The sequence below is a fragment of the Mycobacteroides sp. PCS013 genome (assembly GCF_049532645.1).
GTDB classification, from domain to species: Bacteria; Actinomycetota; Actinomycetes; order Mycobacteriales; family Mycobacteriaceae; genus Mycobacterium; species Mycobacterium gwanakae.
The window spans coordinates 1,479,326-1,499,453 of record NZ_CP150131.1 but is presented as its reverse complement, the minus strand read 5'-3'; the positions used below and the strand labels follow the sequence as shown (position 1 = coordinate 1,499,453).

Genomic DNA, 20,128 nt, shown 5'->3' with positions numbered 1-20,128 from the left:
CCGGTCTGTTGAGTGTCGGTTTGGCTGCGGTTTGGTGTCGCGTGCCGTAGTTCACGGGGTCTGAGACAGTAGACTCGGGCCGACGCACAGCAGGGCTCTCACGCAGCCGCTGGACAAGTACTTAGACACGATCAGAAGGGTCGCGACAACACATGGGCAGGCACAGCGCATCTGGGTCAGGTAGCCCAAACGATCGCGACGACAACGACGGTTGGGGTGCTGACGCGGCCCCGGCTTACGAATCGGGCTCCGGCCTTGAGAACTCCGGCCCTGAGAGCTCCGGCTCTGAGTTCGACACGGGTAGCTGGCAGCGGTCGCATCGCAGCGGTGGCAGCAACTGGGGTGTCAGCAAGGGGCTGATCGGAGCCCTCGCGGCCGTCCTTGTGGTGGCCGTGTCCATCGGACTGTGGTGGTACTTCGACCGGCGGACCACCGACAACCAGGCAGAGGCATCTGCTACCTGTGTGCACGGCGACAACGCCATCGCCGTGGTCGCCGACCCGTCGATCGCGGACCGTATCGGCGAGCTGTCCGAACGGTTCAACAAGAAGCACGAAGTAATCGGCGACTACTGCTTCACCGTGTCGGTGCGCCCGGCGGATACGACCAACGTGATCAAGGGGCTGACGGGTCAGTGGCCCGCCGAGCTCGGCGATCAGCCGGCCTTGTGGATCCCGGGCAGCTCGATCTCCTCGGCACGTCTGAAGGCCGCCTCCAAGACAAACATCGTCAATGACAGCCGGTCGCTGGTCAGCACACCCGTGGTCATCGCGACGACGCCCCGGCTGCGTCAAGCCATTCCCAATGACAAGAGCTGGGCGGATGTGCCTGCGCTGCAGAATGTTCCGAACTCGCTCGACGGCGTCGGTCTGCCCGGTTGGGGTTCGCTGCGGTTGGTGTTGCCGTCGAGCGGCAATGGCGATGCGGCGCAGCTCGCCGCCGAGGCGGTAGCCGCCGCCAGCGTTCGCCCCGGCGATTCGCCCGAGCTCGGCGCGGGCGCGGCCGCATCGTTGACCGCTGCGGCTCCCAAGCTTCCCGCGAACAACCTGACCGACGCCATCGGCGCACTGCTGGACGGCGGCGAACAACCCGGTGCCGCCGTGCACGCGGTGGTGACCACCGAACAGCAGCTCTACGCCCGTACCCGCAGCAACGGCGACGCCAAGAAGGTGATTGCCGCGTGGCAGCCCGCCGGGGCGACGCCGATCGCCGACTACCCCACCGTTCAGCTGGACGGGCCGTGGCTCTCCGAGGAACAGCACACCGCGGCAAGCCAATTCGCGCGTTTCCTGGGCGACAAGGACCAGCTCAAGGATTTGGCGGCCGCTGGTTTCCGTGCCGAAGGCGCGGATCTGCCCAGCAGCGACGTGGTGAGTTTCACGAAGATCGACAAGCCGCTGAGCATCGAGGACAAGGTCCGGGTCGCGCTCGCCGATGGCACCTCGACAGGCGCCGGGGCCACCACGATCATGCTGGATTCCTCGCTGTCCTCCGAAGCGGTGAAGCTGTCCGATGTGACCGGGGCGCTTGCCAATCGCGTACGCGCCATCGCTCCGAGCTCGGGAGTCGGGCTCTGGACCTATGACGGCAGAGAAGGCAACACCGTGGTGCGGCTGGGTACCGCCTCCGACGACGTCGAGGGCGTGCCCAGGTCGCAGAGTGTCGCCGACGCGTTGACGGCGCTGCAGCCGACCTCCAACGGCGCGGTGGCGTTCACCACGTTGCGCAACGTGTACCAGGAAGCGGTCAATGGCTTCCGGCCGAACCAGGTCAACTCGGTGCTGATCGTGGCAGGCCGCTCGCATACCGATCAGAGCCTGGACAGTGCCGGCCTCATCGACACGATCAACCGTCAGAAAGATCCGGCGCGACCGGTTCGGATCAACGTGATCGACTTCGGCAACGACTCCGATCAGCAGACCTGGCAGGCCTTAGCTCAGCAGACCGGAGGCGCCTACCAGAACCTGGCGGCCTCGAACAGCCCCGAGCTGGCCGGAGCCATCACCCGCTTCGTGTCTTAACGTCATTTCTAGCGGGCAGGCCCCCGCCGTGGCGGGGGCCTGCCCGCTAGAAATCGCTACTGGGCGAAGGCCTCGATCGGTGGGCAGGAGCACACCAGGTTGCGGTCACCGTATGCACCATCGATCCGGCGTACCGGTGGCCACACCTTGGGGCGGAAGCCCTTCCCCAGCGGATATGCGGCTTCGGACCGGCTGTAGGGGTGGTGCCACTCGTCGGCGGTGAGGGATTCGGCGGTGTGCGGCGCCCCGCGCAGCGGGTTGTCCTCCACCGGCCACACCCCTGAGCCGACCTTGTCGATCTCGGCCTTGATCGCGATCATCGCCTCGCAGAAGGCGTCCACCTCGGCCAGGCTCTCACTTTCGGTGGGCTCCACCATGAGCGTGCCGGCCACCGGAAAGCTCATCGTTGGCGCGTGGAAACCGTAGTCGGCCAGGCGCTTAGCCACATCGTCGACGGTAACGCCGGTGTTCTTGGTGATTTCCCGCAGGTCCAGGATGCACTCGTGGGCCACCATGCCGTTATCACCGGTGTAGAGCACCGGGTAGTACTCGTCGAGACGGCGCGCCAGGTAGTTGGCCGAGGCGATCGCGGTGAGCGATGCGGCCCGCAGGCCGTCGGGCCCCATCATCCTGATGTAGGCCCAGGTGATCGGCAGGATCGATGCCGAACCATAGGGCGCCGCCGACACCGGCGGGCCCGAGGGCAGTTCCGCGGCGTACGGGTGCCCCGGCAGGTACTGCGCGAGGTGACTGCGCACCGCGACAGGGCCGACACCTGGCCCGCCGCCGCCGTGCGGGATGCAGAACGTCTTGTGCAGGTTCAGGTGACTCACATCGCCACCGAAGTGCCCGGGGCGGGCAAGTCCGACAAGGGCATTCAGGTTCGCACCGTCGACGTAGACCTGCCCCCCGGCATCGTGCACGGCCGCGCAGATGTCGGCGACGTCGTGCTCGTAGACACCGTGGGTGGACGGGTAGGTGATCATGATCGCCGAGAGGGCGCTGGCATTCGCCGCGATCTTGGCGCGAAGGTCGTCCAGGTCGACATCGCCGTTCTCACGGCAGGCCACCACGACAACCCGCATACCGGCCAGCGCGGCCGAGGCGGCGTTGGTGCCGTGGGCACTCGACGGGATCAGGCATACGTCGCGGGCACTCTCGCCGCGGTCGATGTGGTACTGCCGGATGGCCAGCAGACCCGCGTATTCGCCCTGGGATCCCGCATTGGGTTGCAAGCTCACGCTGTCGTAGCCGGTGATATCGGCCAGCCAGCCCTCGAGGTCGGCGATCAGCGTGCGCAGGCCGCGGGAGTCGCTTGCCGGGGCGAATGGGTGTTGTGCGGCGAACTGCAGCCAGGTGATGGGTTCCATCTCGGCGGCGGCGTTGAGTTTCATGGTGCACGAACCGAGCGGAATCATGCTGCGGTCCAACGCAATATCCTTGTCGGATAGCGCACGCAGGTAGCGCATCATCTCGGTTTCGCTGTGGTAGCGGTTGAACGCCGGGTGCGTCAGGTAATCGGAGGTGCGGGACGCGATGTCCGAGGTGTCGGATGTTCCGCCACCGAAATCGGTTCCGAACGCCCGCAGCACCGAGACCAGGTGCGGCAGCGTTGTCGCCTCATCACAGGCGATCGAGACATGGTCGCCGTCGGGACTCCAGATGTTGACACCCTCGGCCTTGGCGGCGGCCTGGATCTCGATGGCCTTGCCGGGAACGTGCACCAAAACGGTGTCGAAGAACTGGTCGTGCACCACGGTATGGCCACCGCGAGTCAGGCCGGAGGCCAACAGCTGCGCGTTGCGGTGCACCCGGGTGGCGATGGCACGCAAGCCTTCCGGGCCGTGGTAGCTCGCGTACATGGCGGCCATCACGGCCAACAGCACCTGCGCGGTACAGATATTGCTGGTGGCCTTGTCGCGGCGGATGTGCTGTTCGCGGGTCTGCAAGGAGAGCCGGTAGGCGGGTGCGCCATCGGCATCCACCGACACTCCGACGAGCCGTCCGGGCAGCTGCCGGGCGTGTGCGGTGTGCACGGCCAGGTACCCGGCGTGCGGCCCACCGAATCCCATCGGCACGCCGAAGCGTTGTGTGGTGCCGAAGGCGACGTCGGCGCCGATGTCGCCGGGCGGGGCGATGAGGGTCAGGGCCAGCAGGTCAGCGCCCACCGCTACCAGTGCGCCGCGCCGATGGGCCTCGGAGATGAGCGCCGACCAGTCGCGTACCACTCCGGAGGCACCGGGCAGCTGCACGATGACTCCGAAGAACTCACCGTCAGGCAATCCCTGGGCGAGATCGGCGGTCACCACCTCGATGCCGAGTGGTTGAGCGCGGGTGTCGATCACGGCGGCAGTCTGCGCGTACACGTCGGTGTCGACGATCAGACGGTTGGACTTGGACTTCACGGCGCGGTGCATCAGTGTCATCGCTTCGGCGGCGGCAGTGGCCTCATCGAGCATCGAGGCATTCGCGATGTCCAGGCCGGTGAGCTCGGAGACCATGGTCTGGAAGTTCAGCAGCGCTTCCAGGCGCCCCTGACTGATCTCCGGCTGGTACGGCGTGTAGGCCGTGTACCAGGCCGGATTCTCCAGGATGTGCCGACGCAGCACGGGCGGGGTCAACGTGTCGAAGTAGCCCTGCCCGATCATCGATACGGCAATCGTGTTGTGGCTGGCGAGTTTCCGCAGCGCGTCGAGAGCCTCGTGCTCGGATGCCGCTGCCGGGAGCGCGTCGAGGCCGGTGGCGAGGCCACCGTGCAACTCATCGAGGATGCTGGCCGGTACCGCCTTCTCGGCGAGCTCGTCAAGGCTGGCCACACCGATGGTGGCGAGCATGGTGTCTATATCGGCGGCGGTGGGACCGATATGGCGATCGGCGAAAGACATGACACTCCCGAAGGGCCGAGTCGCGCGGCGGGCACACGACAGCATCTCCCCTCCCTCTGTCATCAACCCGGCGCGGGCGCCTGAGAGATTCGGTCGTCTCACCGGGCCAATACCCGGACGAGAGCCTTTCCCCGTCGGCGGGTGATCCGCTCACAAGATCGGATCACCACTTTTCAGAGGCATCGGGGCCGAGAGCGGTTCGGGGGCCTGAGAGATTGACGGAGAGGTGTTGCTCCTTCGGCGGCCATGACTGGCGGTCATGACACTCTCCCGCCCACGGGCGATGCCTGACCAGCTTACGCGAGTTAACCCACGGGTCCAGACAGCCGAGTAGGTACCGGCGAATCAGCCGATCTTGCGGGCACGGTCCTTGCGGCGGGAAGCCAGCTCGTCCTCGGGCGCCTCGATGGTTTCGCCACCGTCGGCGCGCTCCCCCGGGAACTCGGCGATGGCACCAGTCAGTTCGCGCATGGCGCCGCTGACCGCGATGCCGAACACACCTTGTCCGCCCTGGAGCAGGTCGACGACCTCTTCGGCCGACGTGCATTCGTAGACAGTGGTGCCATCGGAGAACAGCGTGATGTTGGCCAGATCCTCGACGCCACGCTGACGCAGGTGTTCGACGGCAACCCGGATGTTCTGCAGCGAGATCCCGGTGTCCAGCAATCGCTTGACGATCTTGAGAACCAGGATGTCCTTGAACGAGTACAGGCGCTGACTGCCGGAACCGGCGGCCCCACGGATCGAGGGAACCACGAGCGAGGTGCGGGCCCAGTAGTCCAGCTGGCGGTAGGTGATGCCAGCAACCTGGCAGGCACTGGGTCCGCGGTAGCCGACGAGTTGGTCGGGAACGGAGTCATCCGGGAAAAGACCCGGCTGGACAGGCCCGGCTGACGCGGAGTCGGCGGAACCGGTGGCGCCGTTGTCCAATGTCATCTCCAGCTGCCCCTGCTGCGGCTCTTCAACCACTTCTGCTCCCTCTCGCGATCGCTTCTCCGGCTACCGTCCCGTGGTTCTCAGTTCGCCGGTAGTGCGTTCGTCCAAGCACGAATCCTCCGAGCATACGCCCTTTGCGCTGCCCCGTGCCGGCCGCTGAGTCAAATTATGGTCCCCGGGAAATCACGGTCAATGCGACGCGCCCGGGCCGTGACTGTAAAGGTCAGGTTGAGACTTACTCGTTACTTAAAGCCCTGTTACGGGCCTTCTGTCGCCTTGAAGTCGTCGGGAGACACGCTGTCGAGGAACTCCTTGAACTTCTCTACCTCGTCTTCCCGCAGCGCTCCGCCGGAATCCTCATCGTCCTCGTCGGGAATGATCAAGCCCGCCTCGGCCAGCACGGCTTCCTCGACGTAAATCGGAACTCCCACGCGTAGCGCGATTGCCACCGAATCCGATGGGCGCGCCGACACCCGGATGTCGCTGTCGAAAACCAGGTCCGCGTAGAACGTCCCCTCCTGAAGATCCACGATCCGCACCTCTTTGAGCGAATGCCCAAGGGCAGCAATGAGATCACGGATCAGGTCATGGGTGAGTGGCCGCGCCGGTTCTACCCCCTGTTGCTCCAGGGCGATGGCCGCGGCCTCGGACTGACCGATCCATATCGGCAGGTAACGATCGCCGGCAGACTCCCGCAGCAACAACACCGGCTGGTTCTGGGGCTGTTCCACGCGGATTCCCACGACTCGAACTTCGCTCATCGTGCCTCCAACACCAGTACTTCTGTCGTACCGCGAGTCTAGTCCTCAGCGATCGAGGACGCCGCGCACCGCGGACTTGATCATCGCGCCGTGGAGCGCGATCGACAGCGCCGCCACCTCTCGGATCAGGTCATCGGCGCGGTCGCGGGCTCCTGCCTTGTTGGCTTTGACGGTTGGGCCCACAATCTGGGCGATGAGATCGGTCTCTCGATCGACCGCAGAGCGGAACGTGCGCAGATGCCGCGGCTCAACGCCGTAATCGGCCAGCTCAGCGGCGCACTGAACGATCAGGACCGTGTACTCGTCGAAGAAACCGCCCGGGCCGGCGGTGATGATCCCCGCCTTGATGAGCGAGGTCAGCAGCACCTCGTCCGCACCGGAACGCGACAGCAGGTCCTCACGGCTGAGCCGCGTGGGACGGGTAGATGGGATTCCTTGACGGGCAACACTGTTGGTGCTGTCGCCATCGGTGATGGCAAAGAGACGAGGGCCGCCGGTGAAACCCGCCACATCCGGCAGCGCTCCGTCGGGCTGCGCGTCGAGTTGCTCCTTGATCACCTTCAACGGCAGGTAGTGATCACGTTGCGCGGTGAGGATGAACCGGAGCCGCTCGGCGTCATAGGCCGAAAACCGGCGATACCCCGACGCGCTACGCGACGGGGTAACCAGTCCCTCTGATTCGAGGAATCGAATCTTCGAGATCGTGACGTCCGGAAACTCCGGACGCAACAGGTCGAGTACCGACCCGATCGACATTCCGGTGAGAGCCGGCCGGTCGGGAGCTGTCACTGGCCACCCGGGGCGGTGTCATCGCCTGCCGACTTCGGCCCGGTCAGGAAGACCAGACGGAACTTTCCGATCTGCACTTCGTCGCCGTTGGCGAGCACCGCTGAATCCACCGGCTCACGGTTGACATAGGTGCCGTTGAGGCTGCCCACGTCGACTACCTGGAATTCATCACTGTCAAGCCGGAATTCGGCGTGACGACGGCTCACCGTGACGTCATCGAGAAAAATGTCGCTGTCGGGGTGCCGTCCGGCCGACGTGGTTGCTTGATCGAGCAGAAAGCGCGATCCCGCGTTGGGTCCACGCTTGACCACCAACAGTGCCGAACCGGCGGGCAATCCCTCGACACCCGACACATCGTTACCGGCCTGCGCGGGCGCTTCCAGCTCGGTGGCGAAATCGGCGCGGAACACCGAGGTCGTCTCCGCGGTGACCTCGCCTGACGTGTCGTCCTTGTCGTTATCGGTCACCATCGCTCCTTCTTCCTCGCCCCTGGAGGATTCGATTGTCAGTGCGGATCTCGTTGAGCATGACGCCCTTCGCGACCCTCATCGCCGCTCATTTCCGACCGTACCGTCTGACTGCCCGTAACGGGCCACCTCTGCCGTATCCGCCAGTGGTCCACCCGAAATTGTGGTCATCGGACTGGTTGGAGAACTGGTGCCCTCCTAATCGGTGGCGTCACCATATCCCGATGCGTCTAAGAGGTCATTAAGAGCCGCGCCGAGATCGGCCTCGCTGGCGACCTCAAGATCGACCAACCAGCCCTCGCCGTACGGATCGGAATTCACCAGCTGCGGGTTGGAATCCAAATCACCGTTCGCGGCAACAACTTTCGCGGTGATCGGCGCGAAAAGGTCCGATACGGACTTGGTGGATTCCACCTCGCCGAACGTCGAGCCGGCACTCAGGTCCGAGCCCACATCCGGCAGCTGAACAAACACCACGTCGCCGAGCTGCGACTGTGCGTAGTCGGTGATTCCGATACGCACGGTGCGCTCACCGGTGCGCCGCACCCATTCGTGTTCCTCGGTGTAGTGCAGGTCGGCAGGAATTTCGGTCACGGTGAATCATCCTTGCTCTCGGTCAGTGGTCTGCGTGGTCGCTGGCCTGGGGGCTACTTGCCGGGCTGAGCGTATTGGCGCGGTTTCGGTTCTCGCAAGGTGGTGATGTCTACGCGCGCCGGCTGGTCGATAGTAACGCCGCCGCCAACCCGCGAGACGGTATCGACGGCACCGCCCGGAATGTTCATCGCCGCCGCGAGTGTCGGTGGATCGCCTATCGCCAGAACCGAATACGGAGGTGTCAGGAGCACGCCGTCGACGATGAGCTGTCCTGGGGCCCCGGTGACCCAGGAATCGGCCCCAATGCGCACCGACTGGTCGCCCGACTTGATCTCGATGGCCTCGGCACCGGCCGCCCGTAGCTCGTTAATGATGTCCAGTAGGGCTTCTGCGCCCAGGCCCTGTCCCGGATCGTCAATGGTGAGGATCACACCAGGACCGGTGGCCCCGACGGTCCCCGCCATGATCGACAGTGCGGACAGTCGGGCCTTCGCGTCGTTGATCACGGCCTGGTTGCCGGTTCCGCTGGCGCGCATCGTGATAAGGCTCTGCTGCAGATCCGCGATCTCCTTGTTCAGGTTGGCATCGCGCTGCTGCAGGGAGTCCAGCAGCACCAGCAGGTCGGCGGGTCGCGCGGTGTCCAGGCCATCGCCGGATTCGGTTTGGCGGACCTGGGTGGTGATCGCCAGGCCCAGCAGCGCGCACAGCGCGACGCCCAGCACTCCAAAGATGACCTGAGTACGCGTCGGCGGACGGCGCGTTTTGGGCATCTCATGCTTGCCGAGGTGCGGTTCGTGCTGTGCATCGGTCATCGGCTTATGCCCCAAACAACCTGCGCCGCAGGGCGGCTGCGTTTCCGAAGATCCGAATGCCGAGAACGACGATGATGGCCGTGGACAGCTGCGTACCGACCCCAAGCTGGTCGCCCACGAACACGATCAGCGCCGCTACCAGCACGTTGAACACGAAGGAGACCACGAACACCTTCGAATCGAAAATCTGGTCCAGGTAGGCCCGAGCGCCGCCGAAAAGAGCGTCGAGCGCCGCGACCACCGCGATCGGCAAGTACGGGGCGACCGCGTCGGGCACGTTCGGGTGAAACACCAGCCCCAAAACCACGCCGATCGCCAGCGCGACTATGCCGATCATCGTCTACGTCCTCTCCTGTTCACCGTCCGGGTCACCTCACCGGCCTCCTGCTGGAATTTCTTTGGCGTACTTGACGTCCCGATTAACCGCGGGAGCCAGCTGAACATTCTCCTGGGTGCCCAGGGTGAGTCTGATGCCGTAAGACTTCTGCAGAAGCCGCATCCTGGCCATTCCCGGGCTGCGCTCGAACGAGGACTTCATGGTGTTCGCGGGGCCGACGGCGACGATCCGGTACGGCGAGCTGATGGGCTGGTTGTCCACCAGGATCGCTCCCCCGGCCTGACGCATCGTGACATTCGGGCCTATGCGGACATCCGATACCGAAATCGCCTCTGCACCACTGTTCCACAGCGAGTTCACGACGAGCTGCATGTCGCGGTCGAGGATGACCTGCTGGCTGCGCGGGATGCGTTCCTTCGAGACGTCCGAGAGGTCACCTGCACTGCCAGGGTCGGCCAGCGTGACGATCAGCGCCGGTCCGCGCACCTCGGTGCTCGCCGCGGCAAGACCCAAGTGGTCCAATCGATTCAGCAGCTCCTTGCCCTGCTCATTGCCTTCCAGCTGACTGCGCCGAGCGCCGGCCACCTCTGCCGCCAGCTGGTCTCGTGTCGACTCCAGGGCCCCGGAGTCGCGCTGTTCACTGCGGATACTCGCCAGCAGTCCCTGCTTTTCCTGCATGACGCCGGGCGCGATACGGGTGGTCTGGGCGATCGCCGCCGCGAAGACCGCGGCAATGGCGACGGCAGCGACTGCCTGCCAACCCCATTCAGCCAGGCGTGAACGCGGTGGGGCGCCGTCTCGGCGTGCTGCGGCCGCCTCGGCGTAGCCGGCGTCCAGGTGATCAGAGAGCAGGGTGCGCAGCAGTGACGGCACCGGGTTGCGCTTGGGCCGGTTCGCACTGTGGTGGCCCAGACCCTCCTCGGGTTCGAAACCACCCATGAGATGCGGCCCGTTGCCGTGTATGGGGTCCTCGGCACTCATATCAGGTGCTGACCTTCGGCAGCTGCCGGACCACCATCACGATCTGGGCGACGTAAAGCACGAAAGTCCACAGATACATCCCCAGACCCCAAATCAGGAATGCCCACCCGCAGGGGCCGATTATCCTGCCCCACAACGAGTCCCATTCACCGATGAGGATCAGCGGAAATGCCGACATCAGCGCAAACGTCGCGGCCTTGCCGATGTACATGACGGGCAGCGCCTCGATTCCGCGACTACGCACGATGGGCAGTCCGAGCGTGAGGATGAGGTCGCGGGCCAGCAGAGTGAGGACGATCCACCACGGGACGATGTCACGGATCGCGAAGGCGATCGGTGTGGTCACCATGTACAGCCGGTCGGCGGCCGGGTCCAGGAGCGTGCCCAGGTGCGAAGACTGGTTCATCAGACGCGCGATCTTGCCGTCTGCCCAGTCGGTGAAGCCGCTGAGCATCAGAATGGCAACGGCCCAGCCGTCGGCGTGTTTGACCAACAGCAGGTACAGGAACAGCGGGATGAAGGCCAACCGAATGACGCTCAGCACGTTGGGGACCGTCAGTATCCGGTCGTCTCCGGAGGGCGGTTCGGCGGTTCCCATCCGGCCACCCTCTCATATTCGCGAAGGTATGCCCCGCGCAAATAGACGGTCTGTCGTCAGCTGAAGACGCCAGGCAGGTTCAAGATCGACAGGCTGTCGTTCTTGCGCGGGTCGTCGTGAATCATGTACGTCCACGTCGAGGTCGGCCGGGCAAGCTTCGACAGGTCCAATCCCTGTTCCTCGTCAACCAGATTGGCGGTGTCGAAGGTCTGCTGCGCCGCTTCCACGGCGTCGGCGGCCAGCGACGCGAAGGCGTCGACGGCGAGCCGGTGGAACTCGTCGATCGGGTTCTGCCGCCCGAGCGCGCGCAGGTGGATGCTCTCGCGCACATCGGAGAGGTACGCCAGGTGGTCAGCCCAGCCCCGATCGAGGTGGTACAGCATGATCTCCCGTGAGATGCGCTCCAGGCGTTCTTCGGAAAGCTCCTCGGCCAGCTCGTCGTAACGCTCAGCGGAGCGCTCCTGGAGTTCCTTACGCGCGGTGTCGGTGCGCAGCAAGGTGTCGCGGCGCTCGGAGATGATGGCGCGCTGCTGGGCGATCAGCTGGTTGTACCGCCACGTGTTGGCGTGCAGGTCGAGCATCGCACCCTCGGCGACGCGCTGGGCGTGGTCAATGAGCCCTCCGGCCTTGGTGCTGACAATCTGCCCATTCTCGTCTGTCTCGGTGGGCAGCTTGGCCGAATCCAGATATGCGACAACGACCTCGTCCTCCCAGCTGGAGAAGAAGACCGACGACCCGGGGTCGCCCTGGCGTCCCGCACGTCCGCGCAGCTGGTTGTCGAGTCGTTCGGTGCGATGCCGCCCGGTGCCCACGACGTGCAGGCCGCCTGCTTCGACGACAGCGTCGTAGTCGGTCTCTTCGGAGCCACCCAGGCGGATATCGGTGCCGCGTCCGGCCATCTGGGTGGAGACCGTGACCGCCTTGAGCGCGCCGGCCTCGGCGATGACGCGGGCTTCCTCGGCATCGTTCTTGGCGTTCAGCACAACAGCCGGAACCCCTGCACGCACCAAACGGTGATGCAGTGCTTCGGATTCGGCGACATCGTGCGTGCCCACCAGCACCGGCTGCCCGGTGGCATGGATCTCGGCGATATGGGCGACGATCGCGTCGTTCTTACTCGCCTCGGTGATGTAGACGCGGTCGGGCTGGTCTTCGCGGATGTTCGGGGTGTTGGGCGGGATCGGCGAGACACCGAGCTTGTAGAACTGCCGCAACTGCTCACCGGCCGCCAGGGCCGTACCGGTCATTCCGCTGACACGCGGATAGCGGTTGATGAGTGCCTGCACGGTGATGGTGTCGAGAACCTCACCGGTATCGGTGGTTTCGATTCCTTCCTTGGCTTCGACGGCTGCCTGCAGGCCATCGGGCCAGCGCTGCAACGTCGCGATGCGTCCACGCGAGGAGTTGATGAGGTGCACGGCGCCATCGCGCACGATGTAGTGCACATCGCGCTCCAGGAGCACATGTGCGTGCAGGGCCACATTGACCTCGGTGAGGGTCGTCCCGACATGGTGCTCGGAGTACAGGTCGATGTTCCCCAGCTGCTTTTCCAGCTTTCGGGCTCCGGTATCTGTCAGGAAGATGTTGCGGCGGTCGTTATCGGCCTCGTAGTCCTCGCCGGCGACCAGCTCACGGACCGCCTCGATGACCTCCGAGCTCGGCGCTTCACGATGGCTGGTTCCGGCCAGCACCAGCGGCACCAGAGCCTCGTCGACGAGCACCGAGTCGGCCTCGTCGACGACGGCGACATCGGGGCTCGGCGACACCAGGGCGTCGACATCGATCGCCAGCTGGTCGCGCAGCACGTCGAAACCGATCTCGTTGACCGACCCGTAGGTGACGTCACAGGCGTAGGCCTCACGGCGTTCGTCAGCCGTGGATTCCTCGGTGATCCAGCCGACCGTCAGCCCCAGGCGCTCCAGGAACGGTCCCATCCACTCGGCATCACGGCGGGCCAGGTAGTCGTTGACCGAGATGACGTGCACGCTGCGTCCGCCCAGCGCGTAGCCGGCGGCGGTGATCGCACCGGTGAGAGTCTTGCCCTCACCGGTGGCCATCTCGATGACGTCGCCGTCGAGCATGCGCAGGGCGCCCAGCAGCTGAACATCGAACGGGCGCTCGTCGATGGTCCGCTCGGCGGCCTCACGCACTATCGCCAGGAACTGGCCGATGTCCTTGGATTCGATGCCCTCGGACAGGTCGAGTTTCTTGGCCGCCTTGGTGAGTTGTTCGTCGGTGAGGTCCTTGGCCTTCTCGTCGTACTTCTTCGAGGCATCCACGAGCTCCAGCGACTGGCTCTGGTTCTTGTCGGTGGCGGCACCGAGGAGCTTCCAGAACTTCCCGGTGAACCGTGAGGCGGTGTTCGACTTGCGCACATGCACACGGTACGCGGTGCGATTCGGCTTCCCTGCGGGAGCGATCACAGGTCGACGATGAGTTCTCCCGTGCCGGAGCGATCAGCGCAGCGCGATACGCACGGCAGCATGCAGCCCGCGTCACGTTCGGGCCCGGTGAGCAAGGTGTCATGGTGCTCCACCGCACCACCGATGACCGTCACTTCGCATGTCCCGCAGAAGCCCTGTTTGCACGAGTACGCCGCGTGAGGGTTGTGCCGCAGAATCGCCGCCAACGCGCTCTCCTCCGCCGACACGCTGATTCGTTCACCGGTGCGGGCAAGGACAACGGTGAATGGCGCCCCGTCCACAACCGGCGGTGCAGAGAACCTCTCGTAGTGCAGCTCCACGTCTGGGCGATCTAGCAGCGCGGTGCGCAGCAGCTCCAGCATGGGGATGGGACCACAGCAGTAGACGGCGGTCGCGCCGGGAATATCGCCGAGCAGGTCGACCGCGGAGGGAAGGCCGTGTTCGTCATCGGTGCGCACGGTGATCTTGTCTCCGAAGACGCCGAGCTCGTTGAGGAATGGAATCGAATCCCGGCTGCGCCCCGTGTAGACCATCGTCCAGTCCAGGCCGAGGCGCTGCGCGGTCATGAGCATGGGCAGGATCGGCGTGATGCCAATACCGCCTGCCACGAAACGCAGGCGGCGAGCGGCTGACCCGAAACCAGGGACGGCCATGGGCAAGCCATTTCGTGGTCCTTTGACCCGCAGGAGGCTGCCCTCATGCAAGGTGTCATGCACCTCGATCGAGCCCCCACCGCCATCTGGCACCCGGCGCACCGCGATCCGGTAGCTGTCGCGGACCGCAGGGTCACCGCACAGGGAGTACTCGCGCATCCGCCCCGATTCCAGGAGAAGGTCGAGATGCGCGCCGGCGGTCCACGGTTCGAGCTCACCACCGTCGGGCGCAGTCAGAGTCAGTGCGACCACGTTCTCGTCATGGGCAACGACGTCGCGGCGGGCGACCTTCAACGTTTGTATCCGATTGACTTCGGGAGGTTCGGCTTGCGTAGAAAACGGTGCGAGGAGACTGAAGGACGCACCGAGTATTTCGCGTACTCCACGGGCCGCCAACAGCAATGGATCGCGCACAAATCTGCCGCGGACGCTGGGTGGCACCTTCGAGATCTCGGCGTCCAGCGGCAGGAACGGCGAGCTATGAGATCGCCGCGATTTGAGGTCAGTGTTCACAAGGCGGCACTCCGCGCGCCCGGCGAGGACGCCAGGTACGCGACGGCCTGTGCCGTCGATCCGACCTCCTCGGGGTGGAAGCTGGGCCGGAAGTACGTGAATGTCGCCGAGAACAAAGACCAAAGTCCGGGCAGGAGCCCGCGGCGTGCGGCCCTGAAGTACTCGAACCAGAATCGTGGATATGAGTAATTGACCGTTGAATCTTCCCGCAGGATAAGAAAGATCCCGCGGGTAAGCACCGGGATCAGGGCGACTGCGACCAGCGCCATCGCACGGCTGCGCTGCAAGTAGCTAGTGCTGAAGTAATTCGCGACATCATGGGCCACGTTGCGATGTTCCATCTCCTCCGCACCGTGCCAGCGCAAGACGTCCGTCATCGCCGGGTCGGCGTTGTGCTCGACCCAGGTGGCGTTCAGCGCGAAGTCGCCGAGTACTGCCGTGTAGTGCTCGGCAGCGGCAATAAGCCACAGTCGCTGAATGAGGTGGTTGTAACGCGCACGTGCCGACCGTGATCGCAGGGGCCCCAGCGCTTTTCGGAACAAGTATTCGGACTGGCGCAAGTAGGGCCCGGTATTGATGCCGTGAGCCTCTAAGAATTCACCGACCGCCCGGTCATGAACTTCAGCATGCATAGCTTCCTGGCCAACGAAACCACGCATCTCGCGAGCGAGCTTCTCGTCCTTCACATAAGGCAATGCCTCAGCAAATGTAGCGCAGAACCATCTCTCGGCCTCCGGCACCAAAATATGCAGAACACTGAGCACATTGGAAGCAACGGGCTCTTGCGGAATCCAATGCAACGGCGTGTCACTTAAGTCGAACGAGACATCTCTCGCGCGTATCTCGATGTCCTGAGGTTCATGGACCGCCGTCATCAAAACCCGCCTCTCACCGGTGAAAAAGCGCCTACGAGTGATATCTTTCACTCGAATTGAACGAAAAGTAACATGGCGCGGCCAACGGATCTACGGCTTGCCGGTCACAGGAGATGGCCGTATGTGTGCCATGTCACAGCGACCTTGAGTGCTCAGTACACGGCGAATCAGCGTGGAGCCTCAGCAATATTACTGCGTGGTCAGGTATGGCTCAGATGACACCTGCCGTGACCTCGCGTAGGCGAGGCCACGGCAGGTCATAGGACACAACTACCCCGCGAGCAGCCCCTTGGCGATGTGCGTGATCTGAACCTCGTTGCTGCCGGCGTAGATCATGAGCGACTTGGCATCGCGCGCCAGCTGTTCGACGCGGTACTCGGTCATGTAGCCGTTGCCACCGAAAAGCTGCACGGCGTCCATCGCGACATCGGTGGCGGCCTCAGAGCAATAGAGCTTGATGGCCGAGGCTTCCGCCAGGGACGGCGTCTTGTTCTCCGAGAGGCTCTCGATGGCGTGAAACAGCATGTTCCGCACGTTGAGCCGGGCCACTTCCATCTTGGCCAGTTTGAGCTGGATCAGTTGGAACTGGGCGATCTCCTTGCCCCACAGGGTGCGTGTCTTCGCGTAGTCCAGCGAGAGCCGCAGGCACTCCTCGATGACACCGAGCGCGAGCGCCGCCACGCCGATACGTTCCATCGAGAAGTTGGCACGGGCGCTGTCGCGGCCGTCGCCCTGATCATTGGCTTCGGATTCGCCGAGGAGCCGGTCTTTACCCAGACGGACATTCTCGAAGAACAACTGGCCGGTGCGGGAACTGTGAATACCCATCTTGCGGAAGGGTTTCGACTGCGTGAAGCCCTCCATGCCCTTGTCGAGAACAAAGGTCAGCACCGTGCGGTCCCGCTTGTCGACCGAAGGGTCCTTCTCATCCAGCTTGGCGTAGACGACGATCACATCGGCATCGGGCCCATTGGTGATGAAGGTCTTCTGGCCGTTGAGGATGTAGTCCTCGCCGTCGCGGGTGACATACGTTTTCATGCCGCCGAATGCGTCCGAGCCCGAATCGGGTTCGGTGATGGCCCACGCTCCCACCTTCTCGTAGGTGACCAGCTCGGGCAGCCATCGCTCCATTTGCGCGGCCGTGCCGCGGGAGGCGATGGTCGGGACGGTCAGGCCCATGCTCACGCCCATACCCGTCACCAAACCCATACAGACACGCGAGATTTCGCTGGTGAGCACGAAACCCATACCGGCCGAACCGCCCGCGAGCCCCATGACTCCCCCGCCGTCGGACTTCTTGGAGTCCTCTAGCGGCTGACCGGCCGCCAGTGCGGCCTCCCGGGTCTTCTTCTTCTCGATCTGCTTCTGCAGCGCCTCTTTGGCAAGAGCGTCGATGCCGAAGGTTGCGAACATCTTTCGGATAATGGGGTACGGCTCCATCTCACCGGACTCCAGCGCATCGACGTGAGGCCTGACCTCCTTGTCGATGAACTGGCGAACGGCGTCACGCACCGCGAGGTCAATGGGTGACCAGTCGAGCATGTCTCCTGCTTTCTCCTGTGAAAGTGATCGACGTCGGCAGACCCGGTTAGCCGAGTTCCTTGGCCAGCAACTCTTTGAGGCGGGCGACGGAGTTTTCGAGCTCTTCCTGCACGGCCTTATCGATGGCCGTGCCGATTGCCCCGGTGAGCATCTGCCCGGTGAAGGACGAGTCCACGTTCACCCGGGTGTTGTCGGCATCGATTTCCTCGACACTCGACTTGATGATGGCCTCGACTCCGGCCATACCGGTCCCGCCCAGCTTGAAGGCGCCCTTCTTGGCGGACAGCACCTCGTCTGCCGGGGTGAACTCCTGCACGGTCCACTCGACCGTGTTGGCCATGCCCATGAGGGTGACGATTTCGGAGAACTTGGTGCCGACCTTGATGTCCTCGATCGCCGGGACGTCGCCCTTGAATCCGGTGTGGATGGTCATCCACTCGTCGTATTTGTTGAGATCCGGCAACACCGACCAGAGCTTGTCGATGCTGTACGGGAGGTCGATGCTGGAGTGCAGCTCGGACATGGGCGGAAGACTCCTTTGTCATTGGTCTGGCACGGATTGGCACCAGCGGTTCCGAACGTAACATACATACCCTCGTGTATGTAAGATGCAATTACCGCTGATCTCGCACTGCGCGCCGACTAAATGCAGGTGTACTGCCGTCAAATACCGACAGACCTGTGGGTGGATGGGCCCGATTCTGCGGCTACCCGGCAGTAGCTCAGCGCACGTTACATACAACTGTGCTCGTATGTATTACAGTGGCGCACATGACCACCCCCGAGGGCGCGGGCAACGACGCGGCGCCCCTCGCCACTGGACTGTCCGAGAGTGGGACACAACAGCCCGGCCCCCCGGAATCTACCTCGGAATTCGCCGCGGCAACGGCGAATTCGCAACCGGCCAGGGGGGCGATCGATATCGAGATCACCCGCCCGCGGGTCACGTTGCATCCACCCCCGCTAAGAGTGGAGGTCGGACGCGTCGGCATCGCCGCGTCCCGACTGGCCAGTTCCGGAGCCCGCCTGCTGGTGCGGCCCCGTCGCGGGAAGTCTCTGGAAGTGCGCGCGGCACACGAGCTGCGCCGGACCTTCGCCCTGATGGGTCCCACCTACGTGAAGCTGGGACAGCTCATCGCCTCCTCCCCCGGCGTCTTCCCCGAGGCGCTGTCCAACGAGTTCCGCACCCTGCTCGACAGAGTTCCGCCGGCATCATCTGAACTGATCCACCAGACCGTGCGGGAGCAGTTAGGCGCTGATCCAGCAACGATATTCGCAACATTTGATGAGCACCCCTTCGCCTCTGCGTCCATAGCCCAGGTGCACCACGCCACCTTGAAGACAGGTGAGCGGGTGGTGGTGAAGATTCAGCGGCCGAAGATCCGCACCCGGTTGGCCGCCGATATCCGAATCTGGGGCCGGCTGGCGCGGGTCGTCGTCAAAACCGATCTGGGCCGCGCCACCAATGCGACCGAGATCATCGAGGATTTCGAGCAGAACCTCAATGAGGAGCTGGATTTCGCGGCCGAGGGCCACGCCATGGAGCAGTGGATCGCCAGTTTGGCCGACACCGAGTACGGCGACAAGGTGCGAGTCCCCAAGGTGTTCTGGCAGTACAGCACCGAACGGGTACTCACGATGGAGTATGTCGAGGGAATCCGGATCGACAACGTCACCGAGCTCGCCGCGGCCGGTTTTGACGGGGTCGGATTGGTCAAGGCCATCGTCTACTCACTGTTCGAGACGGGATTTCACAAGGGGCTCTTTCACGGAGACCTACATGCGGGCAATCTCTTGGTGGATTCCAACGGCCGAATCGTCTTCCTGGACTTCGGGATCGTTGGCCGTATCGACGAACGCAGCCGCAAGATCTTCACCGAGATCATGGTCGATCTGTTCGTCAAGAACGATCATGCGGCAGTGGCGCGCGGCATATACAAACTCGGCGCCATCGGCGATCGAGGTAAGCCGGCCGATTCCACAACTGCCGCCAAGACCATCTCCGATTTCACCAGTCCCCTACAGCAATCCAAGCTTTCGGCTATCTCCTACGGACAGCTGGGTAAACAGCTGGCGATGATGGCCAAGGAATACGACGTGCGACTCCCGCGCGAGCTGGTACTGATCTCCAAGCAGCTGCTGTATGTGGAGCGCTACATGAAGCTGCTGGCGCCCGACTGGGCCATTCTCTCCGATCCGTCATTCATCGGATACTTCGGGAACATGGTGATCCAAGCCGAGCAATCACGCATGGAGGAAGCAGCGGCGCGGGAGTCCGGCGCTAGTCGGAAAGACTGAGCTTTCCGGTGTCGATGGTGCGTAACGCGGAATCCAGTGGCGCACCGACCGTCGGCGACTCGACGATATTCAACAGCATCGACTTGGCGCGCGCCCAGCGTTGATCACGAGCCTCCTGCGGTGCGGTCATGCTGTTGACCAAGATCCCACGAACGGCGTCCATGGCGGTGAGTGTGATGTTGCGAATGACCCGCAGCTCTTCGTCGGTCTGACTTACCGATTGACCCAGCGTCGAGAACTGCTGCATCACAATAAATTCGAACTGGTCCATCTGAGCCGATAGTTCGGGATCGGTTCGCGCGGCAATCCATAGCTCCATGGTGGCGATGAACATCGACCCCTGATGCATTCGCCAGAGAGCATCCAGACAACGGCTGACGAAGTCGGTTCCGCTCTCACTGTCCAGCGCTATCAGCTCGGAAAGAATCTCCTGCCCTTGCTTGAACGCCAAGTGCCGCACCGATTCTCCGAGAAGTTCGGATTTCGACTGGAAATGGTGCACAAGCGCGCCACGGGTGACGCCGGCGCGTTGCGCCACGCGTGTGGTGGTGGTGCCCGCGTATCCATATTTGACCAGGCAATCCACCGTGGCGTCCAGGAGCCTGCTGCGCATCGCGGCGCTGCGTTCCTCCTGAGTGCGTCG

General features: G+C 63.9%; 18 protein-coding genes and 1 riboswitch. Of the genes, 2 read left to right on the top strand and 16 right to left on the bottom strand.

The window, feature by feature from the left end:
- Positions 1-152 precede the first annotated feature (152 nt).
- Positions 153-2,021, top strand: coding sequence for a hypothetical protein (locus RHO23_RS07225; RefSeq protein ID WP_423488858.1), 1,869 nt, complete (start codon positions 153-155; stop codon positions 2,019-2,021).
- Between the two features lie 56 nt (positions 2,022-2,077).
- On the opposite strand, the gene gcvP is transcribed toward RHO23_RS07225, so the two are convergent.
- The 15 genes from gcvP to RHO23_RS07150 form a co-directional block, all read right to left on the bottom strand.
- Positions 2,078-4,906 (bottom strand): aminomethyl-transferring glycine dehydrogenase, encoded by a 2,829-nt coding sequence (gene gcvP, locus RHO23_RS07220; RefSeq protein WP_423488857.1) that lies wholly within the window; start codon positions 4,904-4,906, stop codon positions 2,078-2,080.
- 185 nt (positions 4,907-5,091) lie between these two features.
- Positions 5,092-5,189, bottom strand: a riboswitch (glycine riboswitch).
- 62 nt (positions 5,190-5,251) lie between these two features.
- On the bottom strand, positions 5,252-5,875 hold the full coding sequence (locus RHO23_RS07215; RefSeq protein WP_030097967.1) for a MerR family transcriptional regulator: 624 nt from the start codon (positions 5,873-5,875) through the stop codon (positions 5,252-5,254).
- A gap of 224 nt (positions 5,876-6,099) precedes the next feature.
- The gene (locus RHO23_RS07210; RefSeq protein WP_030097968.1) at positions 6,100-6,603 is read right to left on the bottom strand and encodes a bifunctional nuclease family protein; all 504 of its coding nucleotides are present in this window, start codon (positions 6,601-6,603) and stop codon (positions 6,100-6,102) included.
- A 45-nt stretch (positions 6,604-6,648) separates the two neighbouring features.
- On the bottom strand, positions 6,649-7,392 hold the full coding sequence (locus tag RHO23_RS07205) for a MerR family transcriptional regulator (RefSeq protein ID WP_064393459.1): 744 nt from the start codon (positions 7,390-7,392) through the stop codon (positions 6,649-6,651).
- Entirely contained in the window at positions 7,389-7,862 is a 474-nt protein-coding gene (gene garA / locus RHO23_RS07200; protein WP_030097970.1) for a glycogen accumulation regulator GarA, read from the bottom strand. Before garA ends, RHO23_RS07205 begins: the two co-directional genes overlap by 4 nt.
- A 195-nt stretch (positions 7,863-8,057) precedes the next feature.
- Complete coding sequence (gene gcvH / locus RHO23_RS07195; RefSeq protein WP_423488856.1) at positions 8,058-8,453, bottom strand: glycine cleavage system protein GcvH; 396 nt, start codon at positions 8,451-8,453, stop codon at positions 8,058-8,060.
- Between the two features lie 53 nt (positions 8,454-8,506).
- Positions 8,507-9,265, bottom strand: a complete 759-nt coding sequence (locus RHO23_RS07190) for a DUF881 domain-containing protein (RefSeq protein ID WP_423488855.1) — start codon at positions 9,263-9,265, stop codon at positions 8,507-8,509.
- A gap of 4 nt (positions 9,266-9,269) precedes the next feature.
- Positions 9,270-9,602: a small basic family protein gene (locus RHO23_RS07185; protein WP_005058551.1), complete on the bottom strand. Its 333-nt coding sequence runs from the start codon at positions 9,600-9,602 to the stop codon at positions 9,270-9,272.
- A 36-nt stretch (positions 9,603-9,638) separates the two neighbouring features.
- Entirely contained in the window at positions 9,639-10,583 is a 945-nt protein-coding gene (locus RHO23_RS07180; RefSeq protein ID WP_070919861.1) for a DUF881 domain-containing protein, read from the bottom strand.
- Position 10,584: 1 nt separating this feature from the next.
- Entirely contained in the window at positions 10,585-11,181 is a 597-nt protein-coding gene (locus tag RHO23_RS07175) for a CDP-alcohol phosphatidyltransferase family protein (RefSeq protein ID WP_030097974.1), read from the bottom strand.
- Positions 11,182-11,237: 56 nt separating this feature from the next.
- A complete protein-coding gene (gene secA2 / locus RHO23_RS07170) occupies positions 11,238-13,562 on the bottom strand; it encodes an accessory Sec system translocase SecA2 (protein ID WP_164687590.1) in 2,325 nt (774 codons plus the stop codon).
- Between the two features lie 38 nt (positions 13,563-13,600).
- Positions 13,601-14,770 carry a PDR/VanB family oxidoreductase gene (locus RHO23_RS07165; RefSeq protein WP_423488854.1) on the bottom strand — a complete coding sequence of 390 codons (1,170 nt, stop codon included), beginning with the start codon at positions 14,768-14,770 and terminating at the stop codon, positions 13,601-13,603.
- Positions 14,767-15,645, bottom strand: coding sequence for a metal-dependent hydrolase (locus RHO23_RS07160; protein ID WP_030097977.1), 879 nt, complete (start codon positions 15,643-15,645; stop codon positions 14,767-14,769). Before RHO23_RS07160 ends, RHO23_RS07165 begins: the two co-directional genes overlap by 4 nt.
- Positions 15,646-15,915: 270 nt before the next feature.
- Positions 15,916-17,187, bottom strand: coding sequence for an acyl-CoA dehydrogenase family protein (locus RHO23_RS07155; RefSeq protein ID WP_057963441.1), 1,272 nt, complete (start codon positions 17,185-17,187; stop codon positions 15,916-15,918).
- 46 nt (positions 17,188-17,233) lie between these two features.
- Positions 17,234-17,710, bottom strand: a complete 477-nt coding sequence (locus RHO23_RS07150; RefSeq protein WP_030097979.1) for a type II toxin-antitoxin system Rv0910 family toxin — start codon at positions 17,708-17,710, stop codon at positions 17,234-17,236.
- 248 nt (positions 17,711-17,958) lie between these two features.
- Here RHO23_RS07150 and RHO23_RS07145 point away from each other — a divergent pair, with 248 nt between their 5' ends.
- Positions 17,959-19,485: an ABC1 kinase family protein gene (locus tag RHO23_RS07145; protein WP_081346415.1), complete on the top strand. Its 1,527-nt coding sequence runs from the start codon at positions 17,959-17,961 to the stop codon at positions 19,483-19,485.
- Here RHO23_RS07145 and RHO23_RS07140 read toward each other — a convergent pair.
- Positions 19,469-20,098, bottom strand: a complete 630-nt coding sequence (locus RHO23_RS07140; RefSeq protein ID WP_030097981.1) for a TetR/AcrR family transcriptional regulator — start codon at positions 20,096-20,098, stop codon at positions 19,469-19,471. The genes RHO23_RS07145 and RHO23_RS07140 overlap by 17 nt on opposite strands.
- Positions 20,099-20,128 lie beyond the last annotated feature (30 nt).

Excerpts from the sequence above, each read along its gene's own strand:
- garA (WP_030097970.1), bottom strand. The coding sequence starts at position 7,862 with ATGGTGACCGATAACGACAAGGACGACACGTCAGGCGAGGTCACCGCG.
- RHO23_RS07185 (WP_005058551.1), bottom strand. The coding sequence starts at position 9,602 with ATGATCGGCATAGTCGCGCTGGCGATCGGCGTGGTTTTGGGGCTGGTG.
- RHO23_RS07190 (WP_423488855.1), bottom strand. The coding sequence starts at position 9,265 with ATGACCGATGCACAGCACGAACCGCACCTCGGCAAGCATGAGATGCCC.
- RHO23_RS07150 (WP_030097979.1), bottom strand. The coding sequence starts at position 17,710 with ATGTCCGAGCTGCACTCCAGCATCGACCTCCCGTACAGCATCGACAAG.
- RHO23_RS07210 (WP_030097968.1), bottom strand. The coding sequence starts at position 6,603 with ATGAGCGAAGTTCGAGTCGTGGGAATCCGCGTGGAACAGCCCCAGAAC.
- RHO23_RS07180 (WP_070919861.1), bottom strand. The coding sequence starts at position 10,583 with ATGAGTGCCGAGGACCCCATACACGGCAACGGGCCGCATCTCATGGGT.
- RHO23_RS07155 (WP_057963441.1), bottom strand. The coding sequence starts at position 17,187 with ATGCTCGACTGGTCACCCATTGACCTCGCGGTGCGTGACGCCGTTCGC.
- gcvP (WP_423488857.1), bottom strand. The coding sequence starts at position 4,906 with ATGTCTTTCGCCGATCGCCATATCGGTCCCACCGCCGCCGATATAGAC.
- RHO23_RS07140 (WP_030097981.1), bottom strand. The coding sequence starts at position 20,098 with ATGCGCAGCAGGCTCCTGGACGCCACGGTGGATTGCCTGGTCAAATAT.
- RHO23_RS07160 (WP_030097977.1), bottom strand. The coding sequence starts at position 15,645 with ATGACGGCGGTCCATGAACCTCAGGACATCGAGATACGCGCGAGAGAT.
- RHO23_RS07225 (WP_423488858.1), top strand. The coding sequence starts at position 153 with ATGGGCAGGCACAGCGCATCTGGGTCAGGTAGCCCAAACGATCGCGAC.
- RHO23_RS07145 (WP_081346415.1), top strand. The coding sequence starts at position 17,959 with ATGACCACCCCCGAGGGCGCGGGCAACGACGCGGCGCCCCTCGCCACT.
- RHO23_RS07175 (WP_030097974.1), bottom strand. The coding sequence starts at position 11,181 with ATGGGAACCGCCGAACCGCCCTCCGGAGACGACCGGATACTGACGGTC.